At 69.0% G+C, this 548-nt stretch carries 1 protein-coding gene; it reads left to right on the forward strand.

All coding sequences use genetic code 11. The features are described 5' to 3' along the window. A partial coding sequence (locus tag AC1DTW_RS28165) for a methyl-accepting chemotaxis protein (protein ID WP_477985347.1) occupies window positions 1-509 on the forward strand: 509 nt, incomplete at its 5' end. Between the last annotated feature and the right edge of the window lie 39 nt (window positions 510-548).

The raw sequence follows: 548 nt of genomic DNA on the forward strand, positions 1-548 counted from the left end.
AGACCAACATCCTCGCGCTGAAGACCAACATCCTCGCGCTGAATGCGGCGGTCGAAGCGGCGCGCGCCGGCGAACAGGGCCGCGGCTTCGCGGTCGTCGCCAGCGAGGTGCGCAGCCTCGCGCAGCGCAGCGCCGAAGCGGCGAAGGAGATCAAGGGGCTGATCGGCGCCTCGGTCGAGAAGGTCGAGGGCGGCTCGAAGCTCGTCGCCGATGCCGGTCGCACGATGAAGGAGATCGTCGGCTCGGTGCAGCGCGTCTCGGACATCATCGGCGAGATCACCGCAGCCGCTGCCGAGCAGAGCCAGGGCATCTCCGAGGTCAACACCTCGGTCGCACAGCTCGACCAGATGACGCAGCAGAACGCCGCGCTGGTCGAGGAGTCGGCCGCGGCCGCCGAGAGCCTGCGCGAGCAGGCCGCGCGGCTCTCCGATGTGGTCGCCGCATTCCGTCTCGAGGCGGCGTCGCCGGCTCTCGAATCGCTTTCCGAACACCGGGCGAGCCTCGCGTAGGCGAGTCGACCCGTCTTCCTGCCAACGAAAGGACAACAT

This window comes from Rhizobacter sp. P5_A1 (assembly GCF_056400745.1).